Annotated in this window: 15 protein-coding genes; 10 read left to right on the top strand and 5 right to left on the bottom strand. The window is 74.0% G+C overall.

What is annotated here, in order from left to right; genetic code table 11:
• Positions 1-144 precede the first annotated feature (144 nt).
• The 3 genes from ACFYYT_RS29885 to ACFYYT_RS29875 all read left to right on the top strand — a co-directional run bounded on the left by ACFYYT_RS29885 (position 145) and on the right by ACFYYT_RS29875 (position 2,776).
• Positions 145-912, top strand: coding sequence for an alpha/beta hydrolase (locus ACFYYT_RS29885; RefSeq protein ID WP_351822804.1), 768 nt, complete (start codon positions 145-147; stop codon positions 910-912).
• A gap of 158 nt (positions 913-1,070) precedes the next feature.
• A complete protein-coding gene (locus ACFYYT_RS29880) occupies positions 1,071-1,664 on the top strand; it encodes a TetR/AcrR family transcriptional regulator (protein WP_351822801.1) in 594 nt (197 codons plus the stop codon).
• Positions 1,665-1,795: 131 nt separating this feature from the next.
• Positions 1,796-2,776: a zinc-binding dehydrogenase gene (locus ACFYYT_RS29875; RefSeq protein WP_351822798.1), complete on the top strand. Its 981-nt coding sequence runs from the start codon at positions 1,796-1,798 to the stop codon at positions 2,774-2,776.
• Between the two features lie 155 nt (positions 2,777-2,931).
• On the opposite strand, the gene ACFYYT_RS29870 is transcribed toward ACFYYT_RS29875, so the two are convergent.
• Positions 2,932-3,603 carry a hypothetical protein gene (locus tag ACFYYT_RS29870; protein WP_351822795.1) on the bottom strand — a complete coding sequence of 224 codons (672 nt, stop codon included), beginning with the start codon at positions 3,601-3,603 and terminating at the stop codon, positions 2,932-2,934.
• Positions 3,600-5,309, bottom strand: coding sequence for a serine/threonine-protein kinase (locus tag ACFYYT_RS29865; RefSeq protein WP_351822792.1), 1,710 nt, complete (start codon positions 5,307-5,309; stop codon positions 3,600-3,602). The genes ACFYYT_RS29870 and ACFYYT_RS29865 overlap by 4 nt, the downstream gene beginning before the upstream one ends.
• A 367-nt stretch (positions 5,310-5,676) precedes the next feature.
• Here ACFYYT_RS29865 and ACFYYT_RS29860 point away from each other — a divergent pair, with 367 nt between their 5' ends.
• The 3 genes from ACFYYT_RS29860 to ACFYYT_RS29850 all read left to right on the top strand — a co-directional run bounded on the left by ACFYYT_RS29860 (position 5,677) and on the right by ACFYYT_RS29850 (position 7,603).
• On the top strand, positions 5,677-6,285 hold the full coding sequence (locus ACFYYT_RS29860) for a sigma-70 family RNA polymerase sigma factor (RefSeq protein WP_351822789.1): 609 nt from the start codon (positions 5,677-5,679) through the stop codon (positions 6,283-6,285).
• A complete protein-coding gene (locus ACFYYT_RS29855; RefSeq protein WP_351822786.1) occupies positions 6,275-6,586 on the top strand; it encodes a hypothetical protein in 312 nt (103 codons plus the stop codon). Before ACFYYT_RS29860 ends, ACFYYT_RS29855 begins: the two co-directional genes overlap by 11 nt.
• A 687-nt stretch (positions 6,587-7,273) precedes the next feature.
• A complete protein-coding gene (locus tag ACFYYT_RS29850) occupies positions 7,274-7,603 on the top strand; it encodes an STAS domain-containing protein (protein ID WP_351822783.1) in 330 nt (109 codons plus the stop codon).
• Between the two features lie 67 nt (positions 7,604-7,670).
• Here the strand turns inward: ACFYYT_RS29850 and ACFYYT_RS29845 are convergent, their stop codons facing one another.
• Positions 7,671-8,786 carry an NADAR family protein gene (locus tag ACFYYT_RS29845; RefSeq protein ID WP_351822781.1) on the bottom strand — a complete coding sequence of 372 codons (1,116 nt, stop codon included), beginning with the start codon at positions 8,784-8,786 and terminating at the stop codon, positions 7,671-7,673.
• 92 nt (positions 8,787-8,878) lie between these two features.
• Between ACFYYT_RS29845 and ACFYYT_RS29840 the strand changes: the two genes are divergently transcribed.
• The 4 genes from ACFYYT_RS29840 (at position 8,879) to ACFYYT_RS29825 (ending at position 12,865) form a co-directional block, all read left to right on the top strand.
• Positions 8,879-9,748: an endonuclease/exonuclease/phosphatase family protein gene (locus ACFYYT_RS29840; RefSeq protein ID WP_351822779.1), complete on the top strand. Its 870-nt coding sequence runs from the start codon at positions 8,879-8,881 to the stop codon at positions 9,746-9,748.
• A 151-nt stretch (positions 9,749-9,899) separates the two neighbouring features.
• Positions 9,900-10,592 (top strand): hypothetical protein, encoded by a 693-nt coding sequence (locus ACFYYT_RS29835; RefSeq protein WP_351822776.1) that lies wholly within the window; start codon positions 9,900-9,902, stop codon positions 10,590-10,592.
• Positions 10,593-10,728: 136 nt separating this feature from the next.
• Complete coding sequence (locus ACFYYT_RS29830) at positions 10,729-11,271, top strand: SigE family RNA polymerase sigma factor (RefSeq protein WP_351822773.1); 543 nt, start codon at positions 10,729-10,731, stop codon at positions 11,269-11,271.
• A 118-nt stretch (positions 11,272-11,389) separates the two neighbouring features.
• Complete coding sequence (locus tag ACFYYT_RS29825; protein WP_351822770.1) at positions 11,390-12,865, top strand: hypothetical protein; 1,476 nt, start codon at positions 11,390-11,392, stop codon at positions 12,863-12,865.
• 93 nt (positions 12,866-12,958) lie between these two features.
• Here ACFYYT_RS29825 and ACFYYT_RS29820 read toward each other — a convergent pair whose 3' ends face one another.
• Together ACFYYT_RS29820 and ACFYYT_RS29815 are read right to left on the bottom strand one after the other, a co-directional pair.
• A complete protein-coding gene (locus ACFYYT_RS29820) occupies positions 12,959-14,278 on the bottom strand; it encodes an MFS transporter (RefSeq protein ID WP_351819644.1) in 1,320 nt (439 codons plus the stop codon).
• Positions 14,275-14,814: a winged helix-turn-helix domain-containing protein gene (locus ACFYYT_RS29815; RefSeq protein ID WP_351819647.1), complete on the bottom strand. Its 540-nt coding sequence runs from the start codon at positions 14,812-14,814 to the stop codon at positions 14,275-14,277. The genes ACFYYT_RS29820 and ACFYYT_RS29815 overlap by 4 nt, the downstream gene beginning before the upstream one ends.
• Positions 14,815-14,829 lie beyond the last annotated feature (15 nt).

Below are 14,829 nucleotides of genomic sequence, written 5' to 3'. Positions count from 1 at the left end.
TGCTAGCCTTCCCGAGGCCGTGCGAGAAGACCAGGAGGTGGTACCCGTGAACGCAGTATCGACATGGGTGCTCCCCTGTGGGGTCATGGTCGGGCGATAGGTCGTCCGGGAGCGCCGTTCACAGCCCTTCCGAAAGGCACGACCGTGCACTTCACTTCTGAACAGAACCTCGACGGCGGCGTCCTCGAACGCGCCTTCACCCTCGGCGAGATCCCCGGCATCCTGTGGACGCCCGCACCGGCCTCCGCACCTGCCCCCGCCCCCGGATCCACCGCCACCGCCCCCGCGCCGCTGATCCTGCTCGGCCACCCTCCGCTCGGACTGCACAGGATGTATCCCCGACTGGTGGACCGGGCCCGGCAGGCCGTGGCCGATGGCTTCGCCGCGGCCACCATCGAGCTCCCCGGAAGCGGCGACCGGCCCCGTTGGGCCGCCGTCGATCAGGCGCGTGCCGACATGCGCCGGGCCGTGGAAGCCGGCGAGCCGGTCAGCGACGAGATCGTCGACGCCCTCGTCCTCCCGCTCGTCGACAAGGCGGTTCCGGAATGGCGGGCCGCCCTGGACGCCCTCCTGGCCCTGCCCGAGATCGGCGGACCGGTCGGATACTCGGGGGGAGTGGTCTCCATCGGCGTCCGGCTGGCGGCGGTCGAGCCGCGCATCGCGGCCGCCGTGCTCTTCGCCGGGAGTTTCGTACCGCGCGCCGTGTTCGAGGAGGCCCGCCGGGTCACCGTTCCGCTGCACGTCCTGCTCCAGTGGGACGACGAAGGGAACGACCGGCAGGCGTCCCTGGACCTGTTCGACGCCTTCGGCTCCGAGGAGAAGTCCCTGCACGCCCACATGGGCGGGCACACCGGCGTCCCGCAGCACGCGGGGGAGGCCGCGACCCGGTTCTTCGCGCGGCACCTGAGGTGAGGCCGGGCCGCCGGGCCCCCGGCGGACGGTGACCGGGGGGCCGGGACGCCCTCGTAGAGGGACGCTCCCGGCCCCCCGCCCCCGCCGTCGATGGCGCGGCCAACCCCGTCTCCCTCTTCACGCTTGTTCTTGAATGGCCATTCAGCTACGTTGGGGGCATGCCACGACCGCGGGAATTCGAGCCGGAACGGGTCCTGGACGCGGCCATGCTGCGTTTCTGGGAGCGCGGTTACCAGGCCACGTCCATCGAGGACCTGGTGAAGGCGACCGGGGTCAAGCCCGGCAGCATCTACAGCGTCTTCCCCGGCGGCAAGCGTGCCCTGTTCGTGAAATCGCTGGAGCGCTACTCGAAACTCGTCGTCCCGCAGAAGCTCGGCGAGCTGGATGCGCCGGGTGCTTCGGTGGCCGAGATCCGCGGGTACTTCGACGGGCTGGTCCGTGATCTGCTGAGCCCCGAAGGCCGCCAGGGCTGCCTCCTCGTCAACACCGCGATCGAGAAGGCGGCCGAGGACGACGAGGTCGCCGCCGTGGTGCGCGGCCACCTCGCCCGACTGGAGCGGTGTATGGCCGGAGCCCTGGAGACCGCGTTGCGGCGTGCCGAAGTGCGGCCCGACGCGGACCCCGTCGGCGCCGCCCGGCTTCTGGTCGCGACGGCCCAGGGGCTGATGGTCGTGGGGAAGGCCAACCCGGACGAGGCGGTCCTGCGGGCGATCGTCGACAACGCCTTCGCCGGCCTGACCCCATCCGTCTGACCCCATCCGTCTGACCGTATCCACCTGACCGAACGCCCACCGTTCCCGATCGACCCCGTGGTCGCCGCGCACAGCGGCGGCCTCTTTTCCGGCCCAGTATTTGAATGCCCATTCAAGAATGGAGGGTGGCCATGCGCGCCATCGTCATCTCAGCCTTCGGCGGCCCCGAGGTCCTCAGCGTCACCGAGCTTCCCGATCCGCGGCCCGCAGAGGGCGAGGTCCTGATCCGGGTCAAGGCCTTCGGCCTCAACCACGCCGAGACGTACATGCGCAGCGGCGCCTGGGGAGAGGTCGCCCAGGTCACCGGGATCGAGTGCGCCGGTGTCGTCAGGGCCGATCCGAGCGGACGGCTGGCCGAGGGGACCGCCGTCGTGGCGATCCTCGGCGGCATGGGCCGTACGCGGAACGGCAGCTACGCCGAGCTGGTGACCGTCCCCGCGAGCAACGTCGTGCCGGTCCGGTCCTCGCTGTCCTGGGCCGAACTGGCCGCCGTCCCGGAGGTCTACGCCACCGCCTGGAGCGCCCTGCACGGCAACCTCGGCCTGCGCCCCGGCGAGACCGTCCTGGTGCGCGGGGCCACCTCCTCGCTCGGCCAGGCCGCGGTCAACCTGGCCCGCGACCACGGCGCGACCGTGATCGCGACCACCCGCGACCTCGCCCGGGCCGGGCTGCTGAGGGAGATCGGCGCTACCGAGGTGCTCCTCGACGACGGCCGCCTCGCCGCGCAGGTCCGCGCGCGCGGGATCGACGTGGACGCGGTCCTCGACGTCGTGGGCAACAAGGTGCTGCGCGACTCCCTGGCCACCGTCCGTCCGCGCGGCCGGGTCTGCCAGCTCGGCTTCCTGGGCGGCCTCGAACCGGTCCAGGACTTCGCCCCCCTCGCCGACCTGCCCAGTGGCGTACAGCTCAGCTTCTTCGGCAGCGCCTTCGTCCTGGGCACGGCGGCCTTCCCGCTCGGCGCGGTGCCGTTCGAGGCCATCTACCGGAAGGTCGCGGACGGCACCTACCGGGCCCGGCCCAGCCGGACGTTCGGCTTCGACGAGATCGTCGAAGCCCACCGCGTCATGGCGTCCGGCCAAGCCCTGGGCAAGATGGTCGTCACCGTGGACTGACCACCGGCGACCGGCCCGCCCTCGTCCGGGCGCGCCGGAAGCGGTGGTGGAAGCCTTCGGCCACCGCTTTCGGCACCGGCCACCCAACGGCCATCCGCCGGCCACCCGCTGCGCGGAGCCGTCCCGCCCCCGGGCGTTCACCGCCCCGTCGGCCCCTACGGCGTGCGTCCCCGCTGCTCGTACGCCTCCCGGATCCCGCCGGCCAGCCCCAGGAGCACCGCCGCCGCGACCGCCACCGCAGCCGTCGTGCGCAGGCCCCAGCCGTGGAGGTGCCCGGCGGCCCCCGGGGAGACCTTGCCCTGCGGGTCGTACAGCACCGCCAGCGGCTCGCCCTCCTTCCCGAGCCGCGCGGGGGAGTCCAGGTGCTCCGGGCCGCCCGCGGGACAGTCCAGGTGGTGGTCGTACGAGGTGCTGCTCCTGGTGGTCCAGTGGCCGTCGGCGTCCATGGAGGACTCCGTCTCGGTGTGCTCGGTGACCTTCAGCACGACGCAGCTGATCTCGACGCCCCGCTCCTCCAGCGCGCTCTGCCCCACGGACGCGAGCGCGCAGAGGGCGCCCAGGCCGGCCGGGAGGGCGGACAGCGAGATGAGCCGGGCCCCGCGCCGTGCGGCGAGGGCGGCGTGCCCCCCGAGCAGGACCAGCGGGAGCACCAGTCCGCCGAGGAAGAACCCCCAGTGGCCCAGCGACCCGTACGCCGACTCCCGGGCCATCCCGTACGCCAGAGCCGCGGCCAGCGGCGGCGCGGCCAGCGCCACCGCGGTCCGCCGGAGCCCGCGCGTCCAACCCCCGTGCCGGCGCGCCATGCCGCCCCGGGCGGTCGGTGTCATGTCGATGCCGCGCAGACGTAGGTTCCCGAAGTGAAGCCGTTCGTGGAGGTGGCGCCACCGGTGCCCGCGGAGAGCCAGACCACCTTCGACCCCGACGAGCAGGGGGGAGCAAGGGTCACGTCCGATGTGTACCTCGGGTCGGTGCGCACCTCGTACTGGCCGGCCGCCGACCAGCAGGGCACCTTCACCCACACGTAGCCGTCGGCCGTCGCCACCGCGCCGGGCCCCGCCTTCTGCCGGGTGTCGCGGTAGAGGCAGTCGCCGGTCCTCGACGACGCGGCCCCCGCGTGCAGGTAGTGGCTGACCCAGCCGGAGAACCCCGACGTGCCGGTGTACGCCCCGAAGGCGATGAGCAGGGTGACGGCGACCGCCTTGGCGATCGTGGCGCCGGGGGAGGCCGGGGCCGTCTGCGGAGGAGGCGCGGGACGTGCGGGACGCGCCCGGGGCTTGGCCTGCGCGGCCGGCGCCGCTGGTGCGGGCGGCCGTACGGGCGGCCGTACGGGCTGTCGTACGGGCGTTCGGCGCGCGGGCCGTTCCGGGGCCCCGGCGCCGGTCAGGCGCAGTTCGGTGCCCTCCCTGTGGACGGTGACCTCCACGGGCTTACCGGTTTCCGGCCGCAGTACGCGGGAGGCCATGGTCAGACCGGAGGCGGGGGCCGTCACCCGCAGGGTGCGGGCGGAGAAGGGCTCGACGGTGTAGCCGGCGGTCGCGGCACCCGCGATCTCGCCGAGGTCGCTCACGCCGAGGCGGGCCCGGACGGGACCGCGGGACAGGTTGGTGATCCGGAGCGACACCAGTGCGGGGCCCTGCTCGGGCCCCGGCGGCAGGGGCGGCCCGGCCGGCTCGGCGTCCTGTGCGGGGGCGTGCCCGGCGGCCTGCCCGGCGTCCTGCGTGGGGGCGTGCGCCGCCCCGGCCCGGTCCGGTGGCACGCGCTCGGCGGCGCGTTCCAGCAGGCCCAGCGCCTGGTCGATCGTCAGGCGGGCGCGCGGGTCCTTCGCGAGGAGGCCGGCGATCAGTGCCGTCAGCGGGCCCGCGCGGTGCGGGGGCGGGTACGGGTCGTACTGGACCGCGTGGACGGAAGCCACCGGGGAGTCGCGGAGGAAGGGCGAAAGGCCCTCCACCGCCTCGTACAGCGTCACGCCCAGCGAGAACAGGTCGCTGCTCGCCCCGCCGGGCTGGCCGACGGCGCGTTCCGGGGCGATGTAGGGCGCGGAGCCGATGACGATGCCGGTCGAGGTGAGCCCCGTACCCGACTCGGGGGCGGAGATGCCGAAGTCGGCGAGCAGGACCTGGCCGGCCGTGCTGATCATGACGTTCGCTGGTTTGACGTCGCGGTGCACGATGCCCTGCGCGTGCGCGGCCCGGAGTGCGCCGAGCAGGGCCACCGCCAGTGCTGCGGCCTCAGCCACCGGCAACGGGCCGCTCTCCAGCCGCTGCTGGAGCGTACCGCCGGAGACGAGCTGCATGACGATCCAGGGAACGTCGTGCTCGACGACCACGTCGTGGACCGTGACGATGTGCGGGTGGTCACGCAACCGGACGGCGCTGAGCGCCTCCAGTTCGGCGCGCCGCAGCAGGGTGTCCCGCTGCGCGGGGGACATGGGGCCGGTCAGCCACAGTTCCTTGACCGCCACCTCGACCTGGAGCCGGGCGTCCGACGCCCGCCAGACGCGGCCCATACCGCCCGAGGCGATGGGTTCGATCAACCGATACCGATCGCCGACCACGTCGCCGGGCTGTGCCCCCTGTGTCACGCTGCCTGCCCCCGCTCGGCGTTCGTGTGCCTGGAAGTGTAGGGCGCGGAAGGTTCCCCCGGACCACCGGAATGAGCCATCCCTCGGTGCGGCCGGCCACCGGGGCCCCGGAACGCTGGTGACGTGGCAGAAGAATTCCCCGTGCGGGGCGAATCCTTCCGCGTCCGCCGCACCTCTCATAGACGTGCGGACGACCGGGTCCGCCCCGAACCCCCGGGGGAGGACCCCATGACCACCACCACCGTCGTCATCGCCGTGGCCGCCGCGCTGCTGCTGTGCGCGTGCACCGTCACGCTGGTGCGTCGCCGCAGGCGTCAGCGTGGCTGACCACGACTGGCCCGGCGCGACCCTGGTCGCCGCGGCGCAGCGCGGCGACGCGGAGGCGCTCACCGCCCTGGTGTACGGCTCGTACCCGCACGTCCAGCGGTTCGCGCGCACGCTGTGCGCCACACCCCAGGACGCCGAGGACGCCGCCCAGGAAGCGCTGATCATCCTCTACCGCAAGATCGGCATGCTGCGGGCCTCCGGTGCGCTGGCGTCCTGGATGTTCCGGATCGTCCGCAACGAGTGCCTGCGCCGCACCCGCGCCCTGCTCCCCCGTGGCACGGCCGCCGCCCAGGGCCGGCACGAGCCGCCGGACGCATACGAGGCGTACGAGGCGGGCGGCACCGCGCGGTCGGCCGAGGAGGACGTCCTGCTGCGCCTGGAAGCCGAGCGGGTGGGGGCCGCCGTCGCCGCCCTGCCCGCCGACCAGCGGCAGGTACTGGTCATGCGGGACATCCAGGGTCTGCCCGGCCGCACCGTCGCGGACCGGCTCGGGCTGAGCACCGCCGCCATGAAGTCCCGCCTGCACCGCGCCCGTTCGGCGGTACGCGAGGCACTGCGGGAGGAACCGACACGTACGAGGGGAACCGGCCATGACACCTGACCCGACCACGAAGACGAGCAGCCCCCCGCCCGCCGGCCCGGGCGCCCCGAGGCCCGGCGGCTTCGCCGGCGCCACGGTCCCCCGCCACCTGGCCCGGGGCGCCCTCGGCTTCGGCGCGCTGATCGGATCGCTGGCCCTGCTGCCGGTCACCGGTCCGGCGAGCCTGCTGCTGGCCCCGGCCGGCCTGCTCGCCCTGCGCGGCTGCCCGATGTGCTGGACGATCGGCCTGGTGGAAACCATCTCGGCCGGCCGCCTGCGCCGCTCCTGCGCCGACGGAAGCTGCGAACTCCGGCGCGCGTAGGCCGTGTCCGATGGGTCGCGGGACACCGTGGCCGCGATCCGCCTATGGCTCCGCCCGAAGTGAAGCTCCCCGTTCAGAGATCCTCGGGACCCGGGTAGTGGAGGCGAAGTTCGCTGAGTACGCTCCATCTCGACACAGCGAGGATCGACGATCTCGTCGAATTCGACGCGGCAGATCAGGTCCAGGCCGAAGCTGCCGAGGCGAACCAGCAGCTCGGCCAGGGTCACGTAGTGCTCTCCGCGACAGGCACGAAACGTGATCCCCTTCATCCCCGCCTCTGCTTCGGCTGTACGGCGCGAGATGCGACCGGCAAGGCCGACGTCCTGCCGGATGAGCACACGCAAGTCCTCAACCGTCAGGGCAACGAGCGGCTTACGCCGAGGCCCATGCACCGTCGCGACAAGGCGGGTCACCCGCTGATGATCCCATCACCGTCCGAGGACAGAGCGTGACGCAGCCACCAACCCCCGGTATACGCATGCGGTCACTGCGCGAGCAGGGGGCACGAAAGGGTGTTCTTCGGGATTTCAGGTGCACGAGCGGATCCGGTGGGCAGGGGCGGAGCGAAGCATCCGGTAGTTGGGTGACGGTGTGTGGCTCCCCGTGGAGCCGCCCGGGCACCGCGTGGATGCCGGCAGGAGGCGATCCCCGGATCGTGTGCCCGCCGGCCGGGAAACGGAGGATCTCGTGCGTCAGAATGTGGAGGTGGCCCCGGATGCCGACGGCATCCGGCTCATCGTGTGCACCGGGGTGTTCGACTACGACACCCTCGGACCCCTGCGCGCTGCGGGCGCGGCCGCCGCGACGGACCCCGCCGTCCGGCAGATCGCCCTGGACCTCACCGGCGTCACCCTCGCCGATTCCTCCATGCTCGGCGAACTCCTCTTCCTGCTGCGCACCGGCCGTCTGCTCCTGGTGGGCCGTGTACCGCGAGCGCTCGACTGGATGTTCGACCTCACGGGCGTCAGGGAGCTGTTCCCGCTCGTGGGCCAGGACGTCGTGAGGCGCGCGGTGTAGCCCAGGGACCCGGGCACGGTCCCCACGCCGTCCTCCGGAACCGCGTGACCCCGACCGGCTCCGGCTCTCAGTCGATGAGGCTCTGCCCGATCAGCAGTTCGGAACGGACGAGTTCCAGGAGGCGGCCCGTCCAGTTGCGGCCCCGGCCGCCGTTCTCGCCCCAGAAGCCCGAGTCGGCGTCGTCGTAGAGGAGGGTCGCGTCACCGGTGGCGAGCAGGATCGCCGCGAGGTCGGGGTGCTGCTCGTACTTGGCGCGCAGCAGCCGGCCCATGACCGCCGTCCGGACCTGCTCCCAGCCCTCGCGCCGCGCCGCCGCGGCCGCGGCCGTACGGGCCTTCGCGCCCGACTCCGCCGCCAGGACCGCGCTCCGGGCCTGCGGTTCCGCGACGGACCGGGCCCAGTAGGCGTGTGCCACCGACGGGTAGGTGACGTCGCCGACGGTGATCGGTGCGGGGTAGTCATTGCGCAGGGCCCGCTTGCCCGGGTCCTCCAGCGCGCGCTGCGGATACGAGTGGTAGATCCTGACCGCGGGGGCGAAGGACTCGGCCGGCCCGTCGGCGGGCACCCGTGAAGGGGCCTTCGCCAGCCACTGCGCACGGTCCTCGAAGTACGCGACGGCCTCCGCGTACGCCTCTTGCGTCACCGTTCCTCCGGACGCGCCCGGCGTCCGGCCGCCGGGTCCCGCCACCAGCACCCGGAGGGGGCGGTCCTTGCGGTCCATGTCGCCGAGCGCGTAGAGCCGTACGGTCTCCGGGACGGACAGGTAGGCGGCCCGGGCGGCGGCCCGGTTGTCCTCCGTGCGGTCCGCCAGGAAGACGTCCACCGCGGCGAGGCAGCGGGCGGTCGAATCGGGGCGGCCGTTCAGCTCGTCGACGGTGTCGCGGACTTCGGCGAGCAGCAGGTCCGGCGTCAGCGGGGTGCGCGGTTCACCGAACGTCCACGAGGCCAGGTCGTGCGCGGAGGCGCGAGCGCCGTCCGGAAAGCTGGTGGCCACCCATCCGCTGCGAAGCTTTTCCTCGAACTCGGCGAGGGTGACCAGCTCCCAGCAGTCGACGAGGCCGTCGGCGTAGATGAAGAGGTCGGTCAGGAAGTACGAGCCGCCGTTGCGTATGAACGCGTGCCGCCACGTCCCGGGTACGCGGACGCCGTCCGCCGTGCGATGGGTGATCCGGTTGCCGATCATGTCGTGATGATGCCGGACGCGGAGGCCGGGAAGCACTTCGATCGTGCGTCGAGTGCGCCGTGTGATGATGTGCGTCGATTCCGGGGGAGGCGATGGTGCCGAGCAGGGGCGCGCGGTGGGTCGCGGGCGCGGTGACCGTGGTCTGCCTGGCGCTGCTCATGGGCCCCGGCACACCGCGCGACGGCGCCCCCCTCGCCAGACCGCTGCCGTCCGACGCGCCCGGGGAGGTCGTACCGGACCGGGTCGCCACGTGGAACATCTGCAATCCCTGCGGCGGGATCGGGCACGACTACGGCCGGGCGAGGGAGATCGCCACGTACGCGCCGCAGGTCATCGGCCTCCAGGAGGCGTGCGTACGTGACGTCGAGCAGATCCGCAGGTACCTGGAGGAGGTCTTCGGGCTGGTCTACCGGGTCGAGTACGGGACGGTCCTGCGGAACTGGAACCGCTGCGGGGGGCTGCCGTGGCGGCCGGGCGGCTTCGGCCAGGCGATCCTCTCGGCGGCGCCGATGACGGACCGGGTGAGCGTCGAATACCCCGACGGGGGCTCCGAGGACCGCGGCTACCTGGCCGTCACCACGCTGGTGGGCGGCAGGCCGGTCCGCGTCTTCAACACCCATCTCGCCGAGCGCCGGCAGCCGGAGGTACGGGCACGCCAGGTGGACGTACTCGCCGCGGAGGTAGCCCGCGAGGGCCGTGCGATCGTCCTCGGCGACTTCAACGCCGTGCCGCACGCGCCCGAACTCGGCCCGATGTGGGCCCTGGCCGCCGACACGGACCCCGCCTGCCGCCCCTCGGCCGCAGGCGCCGGCACCGGCGCTGACGCCTGCACCCCGACCACCGATTGGAACAGCAAGTTCGACTACGTGTTCCTGCGCGGCATCACCCCGCGCTCGCACCGCGTCCACCCCGGCCCGTACTCGGACCACCACCTCCTGCTCACCGACCTGAACCGGGGCTGAGAGCCGCCCCGCACCGGCTGCCGGTCACCACCCCGGCGAACCAGCCCTGCGAGCGGCGCAGTTGGCGCGCAAGAGGCCTCGCCGGGACCGGGCCCGGTGGTTACGCTGGCCGCCCGGACGCGGGGTCCGGCGCAGGCACCGGGGGGACACGATGGCGGCGAGCGGGGACGACGACGGCCGCGGCGACGGCCTCGGCGACGGCCGCCACGACGGCCTCGGCGACGGCCTCGGCGACGGCGGGGCGCCCTGTCCCCGGTGCGGCCGGGGGAACGCGGTGCTCGGCGTCCCGGCCGCCTACCTGGCGGCGAAGTCGACGCGGCGCGAGGAGACCGGCAGGGGCGAGGATCAGAAGACCACCGTCATCGAGCAGAATGCGGCGCTGGCCGCCGCGCTGCTGCCCGCCCCCTCCGAGCCGGAGGACACCGGCGTCGGCTGCTGGGCGGCGACGATGTTCCTGATCGCCGTCGGGACCTTCGTCTGGGGCGCCATCGCCGGGCAATGGTTCGCCCGGGCCGGAGCACGCCACGTCGGGACGGGGCCGGACGGGGCCGCCCGTGTCGTCGTCGACCCGCCCCACACGGTCCTGGGCTGGGTCTCGGGGGCGGCGCTCGTCGTCGCGGTGGCGCTGTGCGCGCTGGTGCGCCTGCGGCTGTCCGCGTGGCGCCGGCGCGTGGGGCCCGGCCGGGACGCGGCGGACCGGGTGTGGTCCGCCGGCTGGTACTGCGGCCGCTGCGGCACGGTCCACTTCGGTGACGGGCCGGAGCTGACGCTCCAGGAGTTCCGCGTCAGGGTGTGGACCGAGGGCGGCTACGGCGCCCAGGCGCTCCGCCGCCGCGCGGTCTGACCGGGGCACCCCGGCCCGCCGCGCCCCGCCACGGGCCGGGCGCGCGGGCCTCCGCCAATTCCCGTCCCGCAGGGTGCAACATTCCCCGGCCCCCGGCGCGTCAAAGGGGTGAGTCGGAACGCAAGGGGGGACGGGGATGCGGCAAACACGCAGGGAGGGGTTCCGCGAGTTCGCGGAGGGCCGGGCGGGGAGTCTTTACCGGTCGGCCTGTCTGCTGGCGAGTGGGGACACCCACCTCGCCGAAGACCTCGTACAGGAGACCCTGGGCCGGATGTACCTGATCTGGGGGAGGGCCTCGCACATCGACAATCCGGCCGCGTACGCGCAGACGGTCCTGGTGCGGGAGTTCCTCAAGCACAAGCGCCGCCGCTCGGCGGGGGAGCGGCCCTTCGCCGTCCCGGCCGAGTCGGGCGGGGCGGGCGGGGCGGGCGGGGCGGCGCAGTTCGCGGTCACGGGCGGCGATCCGGTCCTGCGGCTGACCCTGCTGGAGGTGCTCGGCCACCTGTCCCCCAAGGACCGGGCGGTGCTCGTGCTCCGGTTCTGGGAGGACCGCAGCGTCGAGGAGACCGCCGAGGCCATGAACGTCACCTCGGCGGCCGTGCGTACGCGCAGTTCCCGCGCGCTGGCCCGGCTCCGCGCGGAACTCGGCGGGAGCCTCAGTGTGTTCGTGGCCACCTGAGCGCGGCGGCCCCCGCACCCCATCCCACCCCACCGCACCTCACCGCACCGCCCCCCGCTCCCGTCGCCGGGCCGTACGCCGGCGCATTTTCCCACCACCACCCAGAAGGTGATTCGGCATGTCCTTTGAAGATGAGCTCGGTGCGGCCTTGCGGCGAACGGGGGACGGCTTCGTCCCCGGCCGCCCCGACCTGGTGGCTTCCGGCGAACGCCGCGGCCGCCGGCTGGTGGCCCGCCGCCGGGCCGCCGTCGTCGGCGGTTCGGCGCTGGCCCTGGCCGTCGTCGGGTCCGTCGGAGCGTACGGGGGCGGCCTGCTCGGCGTCGGCACCGGCGGTGACGGCATGGCGAACGTCGCCGCCGCCCCCGTCCCCACCACCGAGACGGCCGGCGCCTCCACCCCGGCCACCGGGCAGCCGGCCGGCGGGGTGAGCGCGGCCCGGCTGATCGAGATCTACCGGCAGTTGCTGGCGGGCGGCCGGGTGAGCGACACCACGGCCGGCGTCCCGGGCGGCGCCGACCAGGCGCCGAACGCGACGGTGGCGGGCGTGTACGACGACGGCAAGGGCCGCGCGGCGATCTCCGTCGGCCTCGCCCGCACCGACCCGCACGGTCAGGCGGCCGAGGACATGCTGAAGTGCCCCGACCCCAAGCTCGTCCCCTACGACTCCTGTGCCGTCGAGACGCTGCCGGGCGGCGGCCGGCTGAACCTCTTCCAGGGCTACGAGTACCCGGACAAGCGCGAGCCCACGAAGCTCTGGCGGGCCGTCCTCGTCACCCGCGAGGGCTATCAGGTCGACGTGTCCGAGTGGAACGCCCCCGCCGAGAAGGGGCAGCCCGTCAGCCGGCCGAACCCGCCGCTGACCAAGGACCAGCTGAAGTCCTTCACCACCTCGGCCCTGTGGCGCCAGGTCCTCAGCCGGCTGCCCGCGCCCCAGCAGGCGCCGGAAGGGGCGGACGCCGCGGAAGCGGAGACGAAGAACACGGGCGACGCGGCGGGCACCGGCGCCTCCACGGGCACCAGCAGCGGCACGGGCACCGGCGACAGCTCCGGGAGCACCACCGGCCAGGGCAAGGGCAAGGGCAAGGACACGGGCGGCACCCCCGCGGGCGACCCGCAGCCGTCCGGCGGAGCGGTCCAGAAGCCCGGCCAGGAGGACACGGGCCAGGGCGGCTCGGGCCACGGCGGCACGGTCGCGACGCTGGAGTCCCTGGTGCCGAAGTCCGGCATCACGGTCCTGCGCAGGTCCGGACAGCCCGGCTACGGCTCCCTCGTCCTCGACGACGGCAAGGGCGCCTCGCTGGTCCAGGTCAACGTCCAGGAGGGGATGGGCGATGTCCTCAAGGACCGTATGGAGGGCGCGGGCGTCGTCGTCCTGCCCGACGGCACCCGGGTGCTGGCGGAGCAGAAGCCGGGCGAGAAGGGCGGCTCGGGCGTGGTCTGGTGGAGCGTCGACACGCTGCGCCCGGACGGCCGCCGGGTGATCGTGTCGGCCTTCAACACCGGCGACCAGTCCAAGCCCGCCACCCGCACCAAGCCCATCCTGACGATGGAGCAGCTCAAGTCCATCGCGCTCGACCCGAAATGGTTCGCCTGACCGTCCGCCCGGGGCCCTGACCGGCTCTCACGCGCCGCGCGGCCCCGCCTCCGGGCGGGGCCGCGCGCCGCGTTTCCCGAAGCCCCACACCGCTCAGCGCGCCGAAACGTCGACGGGCCGCGGCTCCGCGGGCGCACCCTGCCGGACGGGATCCCCGGACTCCGGGTGACCCGCACCCCCGGTCGGGGCAGCGGCCCGCAGCGCCGCCTCGACCCGCCGGTTGGTGGTCATGGAGGCCGTCACGGCCGTCATCGCCAGGAGGAGGCCGGCGGCGGCGTAGAGCGGGGTGCGCACGTCGTACGCGCCGGCCAGCCAGCCTCCGAGGAAGGCGCCGAACGGGGCGGCGCACATGGCGAGCATCCGGGAGGTGGAGGCGACCCGGCCCATCAGGCGGGCCGGGACGATCGCCTGCCGGAGGGAGGGCGCGATCACCATCGTGGCGCCCATGCCCGCCCCGCAGACGGCGAGCGCGAGCCCGGCCACGTACGGGTTCGGGGCGGCGGCCAGCCCCAGGACGGCCAGCCCCTCGATCGCGGCCGTGCAGGTCAACGCCGTGCCGGTGCCCAGCCGTCGGCCGAGGAAGGAGGCGATGCCCGCGCCGAGCAGACCGCCGGTGGCCTCCGCCGTGAGGAGCAGGCCGAAGCCGAGGGTGCCGATGCCGAGACGGTCGTGCGCGAAGAGGGCGAGGACGGTCTCCACGGCGATGAAGGCGACGTTCCCGACCGCCGGACGCAGCGCGAGCCCGAGCAGGATCCGGTCCCGGAAGACGTACGAGGCGCCCGCCCGCGCCTGGCGCAGCAGCGACTCGCGGGCCTGCGGTACGGGCCGGGGCGCGGCGGGCAGCGATCGTACGAGCGCCGCGGAGAGCGCGAACGACACCGCGTCGGCGAGCAGCGGAACCGCCCGCCCGAGCGCGAGGAGCGCACTGCCCGCGGGCGGCCCCGCGAAGCCGGACGCGGCGGTCTGGGCGCCGCGCAGGCGCGCGTTGGCGCGCTCCAGGAGCGCGGGGTCGCGGCCGAGCAGATCCGGCAGATAGGCCGTGGCGGCCGTGTCGAAGAAGAGGCCGCCGAGGCCGAGCAGGAAGGCGACGGCCGCGAGCAGCGCGATACTCAGCACATCGAGCGCGGCCGCGGCCGCCGGTATCGCGAGCAGCGCCGCGCGCGCCGCGTCCGCGACCCACATCGTGCGCCGACGCTCCCAGCGGTCCACCAGCGCCCCGCCGAGCACGCCGAAGAGCAGCCACGGCAGCGTTCCGGCGGCCGTGACGACGGCGAGCGCCATCGGATCCCGCGTCAGCGCCAGCGCGAGCAGCGGCAGCGCCGCGTGCGACACCCCGTCACCGAGCGAGGACACCGTCTGCGCGGTCCACAGCCGTCCGAAACCGGTCGGCAACTTGCCTCCGTCTGAGGTCACTTGGCGTCCCCTTCGGTCTGCCGGCGCGGCGCCGGCCGGAACAGTGCGAAGACGAGTGACGCGTCCGGCAGCGAGGGATCGGACAGCGCCCGGTACTCGTCCGCCAGCGCCTCCAGCCGGGCCCCCAGCTCCGTGAACTGCTCCTCGGTGAGCCGCAGATGCGCCATCCGCACGTGCCGCTCGGCTTCCACCGGCGCCGCCTCCAGATCCGCCACCGCATGCCGCATCAGCACGTCCGGCCCGCCCTCGCCCGGATCCGGCAGCACGATCGACCGCGCGGCCATCGCGTAATACCGCTCGGTGACCCCCCGTACCTTCCGTGTCCGCACCACCTTCACCAGACCGGCCCGCTCCAGCAGCCGCACGTGGTAGCTGGAACTCCCCTTCGCCACGCCCACGCGCTCGGCGATCTGCGTGATCGTCGCGGGCTCGAAGCGGAGCACCGCCATGATCCGGTGACGCGTGAGGTTGGAGACGGCGCGTAGTTGCTCGTCGGTGGTGACGTGAAAGGTCTCGGGAAGATCAGCGGTAGCCATGTGCCCAATGGTCAA

It is taken from the genome of Streptomyces sp. NPDC002032 (assembly GCF_042890765.1).
Classification (GTDB): domain Bacteria; phylum Actinomycetota; class Actinomycetes; order Streptomycetales; family Streptomycetaceae; genus Streptomyces.
The sequence above is the reverse complement of the archived record's forward strand: the minus strand, read 5'-3'. Positions and strand labels throughout refer to the sequence as shown.